The sequence below is a fragment of the Tepidimonas sp. genome (genome assembly GCF_036824975.1).
In the GTDB taxonomy this organism is placed as follows: Bacteria; Pseudomonadota; Gammaproteobacteria; order Burkholderiales; family Burkholderiaceae_C; genus Tepidimonas.
In genome coordinates this window covers 1-3924 of record NZ_DAISZC010000103.1, presented here as the reverse complement: position 1 = coordinate 3924, position 3924 = coordinate 1, and the positions used below count along the sequence as shown (strand labels likewise).

Genomic DNA, 3924 nt, shown 5'->3' with positions numbered 1-3924 from the left:
GTGCAGAGGTTCCCTAAAGAGGAGTTTCCCGTGCCGCGCACGCCCAAGACTGCCCCACACAGAGGGATCGCAATAAACACCAGACAACGGTAGGCGCTGGCCGGCGGCGTGGTCGGCGATGCAACGCGCCACCAGCGGGCTGCGGTGGCGCGCGCGGCTGGCCGCCACTTCCTGTGGCGTCAGCCACAGCAGCCGTTCGATACCGTGATCCAGCGCGCGCCCGGCCACCGCTTCGCCCAACTCGCCGGTAAACGCCAGCCGCAAGTACGTCACGTCCTCGCCGGTGGTGGGCCGCTGAAGGCGCGACAGGTATACTCCCAGCAGCGCGGTCGGCGTGAAGTGGTGCGCCGTCTCCTCCAGCACCTCGCGCACGCATGCCTCGATGGGCCCCTCGCCGGGGTCCAGATGGCCGGCCGGGTTGTTCAGGCGCAGTCCCTCCGGGGTGTGCTCTTCCACCAACAGGTAGCGGCCGTCGCGCTCGATGATGGCGGCAACGGTGACATTCGGCTTCCAACGTGTGTTCACGCGCTGCAGTATAGGCAGGGCACGCCAGGTGCCGACTGTTGCCCACACAGCGCATAGGATGCGGGCTCCAGTGGTTCCTGCCACGCTGTAGGGGTGCCAGCGTCTTCCTTCATGGCGGTCACCCGAAAGGCCAGTCGGCATCCATGGTTGGCTCTGCGTTGTTTCGTGGGCGGTCCGGCCCCGACGGTTTATCGACTATCGCTTATATTTACACGGGGGCATCCTGCGGCTACCCCGAACGTGTCCCCCGGAAAACCCGAACGCCAAAATGTCGGGCAGACGATGGCGCATTCGCACAAGATCCGATACCCTCATTAAGATAGCCGTGCGGCCCCGTCGCTGTTGGCTAGCGCAGCGGGGCCGCGCGCAGACGGGCGGCGCACGTCGCGGATGCCCACCGGGCCGCACAGGACAGACAAGCGAGGAGAACACACCATGCGCATAGGCGTGCCCGCCGAAACGGCGGCACTGGAAACCCGGGTCGCAGTGACCCCGGAGACGGCCAAAAAACTGCTGGCGCAGGGCCACACCGTGCAGGTGCAAACCGGCGCGGGGGCCGCCGCCGGGGCCTCCGACGACGCCTACCGGGCCGTGGGTGCCGACATCGTCGATGCTGCCACCGCCTGGGGGGCCGACCTGGTGCTGAAAGTGCGCGCGCCGGCGCCAGAGGAGGTAGCGCTGCTGCGGCCAGGGGCCACGCTGGTGGGCATGCTCAACCCCTTCGACGCCGATGGACTGCAGCGCTTGGCCTCAGCCGGCGTGACCGCCTTTGCACTGGAAGCGGCGCCGCGCACCACGCGCGCGCAAAGCATGGACGTGCTGTCTAGCCAGGCCAACATCGCCGGCTACAAGGCCGTGATGCTGGCGGCGCATCACTACCCTCGGCTCTTTCCGATGCTGATGACCGCGGCGGGCACCATCAAGGCCGCGCGCGTCGTGGTGCTGGGGGTGGGCGTGGCCGGCCTGCAGGCCATTGCCACCGCCAAGCGGCTGGGAGCCGTCATCGAGGCCTCCGACGTGCGCCCCGCCGTCAAGGAGCAAGTCGAGTCGCTGGGCGCCAAGTTCATCGACGTGCCCTATGAGACCGACGAAGAGCGCGAATGCGCACAAGGCGTAGGTGGCTACGCCAGGCCCATGCCGGCCAGCTGGCTGCAGCGCCAGCAGGCCGAAGTGGCCAAACGCGTGGCGCAGGCCGACGTCGTCATCTCCACCGCCCTCATCCCGGGGCGGCCGGCCCCCACGCTCGTCACCGAAGACATGGTGCGCAGCATGAAGCCCGGCTCGGTGATCGTGGATATTGCCGCTGGCCGCGGGCCGGTGGGCCCGCACGGTCAGCCGGGCGGCAACTGCCCGCTGACCGTGCCCGACCACGTCGTGCAGGTACATGGCGTCACCATCGTGGGCTACACCAACCTGCCTGCTATGGTGGCTGCCGATGCCTCGGCCCTGTACGCGCGCAACGTGCTGGACTTCCTCAAGCTCATCTGTCCCAAGGGCTGCGACAGCGTACAGGTACCGCTGGAGGACGACATCGTCGCCGCCTGCCTGATGACGCACAACGGGGAAGTCAAGCGCCGCGCCTAGCGCAACACCGCGGCGCGGGCGGCGGCACGACGTCTCGTCCACTCCGAGCCCGCCTCCAATCGCTCGTCTTCATGGATTGTTGATCACCTCATGCCATCATGGAAGCCGTCTCGCCCTTGATTGTGAATCTCATCATCTTCGTGCTGGCCATCTACGTGGGCTACCACGTGGTGTGGAACGTCACCCCCGCGCTGCACACGCCGTTGATGGCGGTGACCAACGCCATCTCCGCCATCGTCATCGTCGGCGCCATGCTGGCGGCGGCGCTGACCGAAACCGGCTTGGCCAAGGCCATGGGCGTGCTGGCCGTGGCGCTGGCCGCGGTCAACGTGTTCGGCGGCTTTTTGGTCACGCGCCGCATGTTGGACATGTTCAAGAAGAAAGAGCGCAAGGCCAGCGCTGCCGGTGAAGGAGCCGAGCGATGAGCATGAACGTCGTCGTCCTGCTGTACCTGGTGGCCAGCGTCTGTTTCATCCAGGCGCTCAAAGGGCTCAGCCACCCCACCACCTCCATCCGCGGCAACGTCTTTGGCATGGTCGGCATGGCCATCGCCATCGTCACCACCGTCGGCCTCATCACCACGCAGGCCGACCGCATGGCGCTCGATGCAGTCAGCGGCCTGGGCTGGGTGGCGCTGGGTCTGGTGGCCGGTGGCACCGTGGGCGCCATCATGGCCAAGCGCGTGGAAATGACCAAGATGCCCGAGTTGGTGGCCTTCATGCACAGCATGATCGGCCTGGCAGCGGTCTGTATTGCCATTGCCGTGGTGGTGGAGCCGTGGGCGTTTGACCTTGCCCCCAAGGGCGGCGAGATTCCGTTTGGCAACAAAGTCGAGCTGTTCCTGGGCTCGGCCATCGGTGCCATCACCTTCAGCGGCTCCGTCATCGCCTTTGGCAAGCTGTCGGGCAAGTACAAGTTCCGGCTGTTTCAGGGGGCACCGGTGGTGTTTCGTGGCCAGCACGCGCTCAACTTGGTACTGGGGCTGGTGGTGATCGCGCTGGGCGTGGTGTTTGCCGCCACCGGCAACTGGGTGGCGTTTGCGCTGCTGACGGCGCTGAGCTTCGTGCTGGGTGTGCTCATCATCATCCCCATCGGCGGTGCTGACATGCCGGTGGTGGTGTCGATGCTCAACAGTTACTCGGGCTGGGCCGCGGCGGGCATTGGCTTTTCGCTCAACAACCCCATGCTGATCATCGCTGGCTCGCTGGTGGGCTCCTCGGGCGCCATCCTCAGCTACATCATGTGCAAAGCGATGAACCGCTCGTTCATCAACGTCATCCTGGGCGGCTTTGGTGGCGAGGCAAGCGCCGCCGCCCAGGGCGCGCAGCAGCAGCGCACGGTGCGCAGCGGCAGCGCTGATGATGCGGCCTTCATCCTGTCCAACGCCGAAAGTGTGATCATCGTGCCCGGCTACGGGCTGGCGGTGGCGCGCGCGCAACACGCCGTCAAGGAACTGGCCGACAAGCTCACCGCCAAGGGCGTCAGCGTGCGCTACGCCATCCACCCGGTGGCGGGCCGCATGCCCGGCCACATGAACGTGCTGCTGGCCGAAGCCGAAGTGCCCTACGACCAGGTGTTCGAGATGGAAGACATCAACCCCGAGTTCGGCCAGACGGATGTCGCCATCATTCTGGGTGCCAACGACGTGGTCAACCCCGCTGCGCTGCAAAAGGGCAGCCCCATCTACGGCATGCCGATTCTGGAGGCATACAAAGCGCGCACCGTTATCGTCAACAAGCGCTCCATGGCCACCGGCTACGCCGGATTGGACAACGAGCTGTTCTACATGGACAAAACGATGATGGTGTTTGGCGA

General features: G+C 66.2%; 4 protein-coding genes. 3 read left to right on the top strand and 1 reads right to left on the bottom strand.

The annotated features are described in order from the left end of the window. Nucleotides 1-525, bottom strand: a 525-nt coding sequence (locus V7Z54_RS09550; RefSeq protein WP_334136147.1) for an NUDIX hydrolase, incomplete at its 3' end; no start/stop codon positions are given. Nucleotides 526-960: 435 nt separating this feature from the next. Between V7Z54_RS09550 and V7Z54_RS09545 the strand changes: the two genes are divergently transcribed. The 3 genes from V7Z54_RS09545 to V7Z54_RS09535 all read left to right on the top strand — a co-directional run. Further along, on the top strand, nucleotides 961-2109 hold the full coding sequence (locus V7Z54_RS09545) for a Re/Si-specific NAD(P)(+) transhydrogenase subunit alpha (RefSeq protein WP_334136146.1): 1149 nt from the start codon (nucleotides 961-963) through the stop codon (nucleotides 2107-2109). A gap of 98 nt (nucleotides 2110-2207) precedes the next feature. Beyond that, the gene (locus V7Z54_RS09540) at nucleotides 2208-2534 is read left to right on the top strand and encodes an NAD(P) transhydrogenase subunit alpha (RefSeq protein WP_334136144.1); all 327 of its coding nucleotides are present in this window, start codon (nucleotides 2208-2210) and stop codon (nucleotides 2532-2534) included. Further along, a partial coding sequence (locus V7Z54_RS09535) for an NAD(P)(+) transhydrogenase (Re/Si-specific) subunit beta (RefSeq protein ID WP_334136142.1) occupies nucleotides 2531-3924 on the top strand: 1394 nt, incomplete at its 3' end. The genes V7Z54_RS09540 and V7Z54_RS09535, both read left to right, overlap by 4 nt.

Excerpts from the sequence above, each read along its gene's own strand:
- V7Z54_RS09540 (WP_334136144.1), top strand. The coding sequence starts at position 2,208 with ATGGAAGCCGTCTCGCCCTTGATTGTGAATCTCATCATCTTCGTGCTG.
- V7Z54_RS09545 (WP_334136146.1), top strand. The coding sequence starts at position 961 with ATGCGCATAGGCGTGCCCGCCGAAACGGCGGCACTGGAAACCCGGGTC.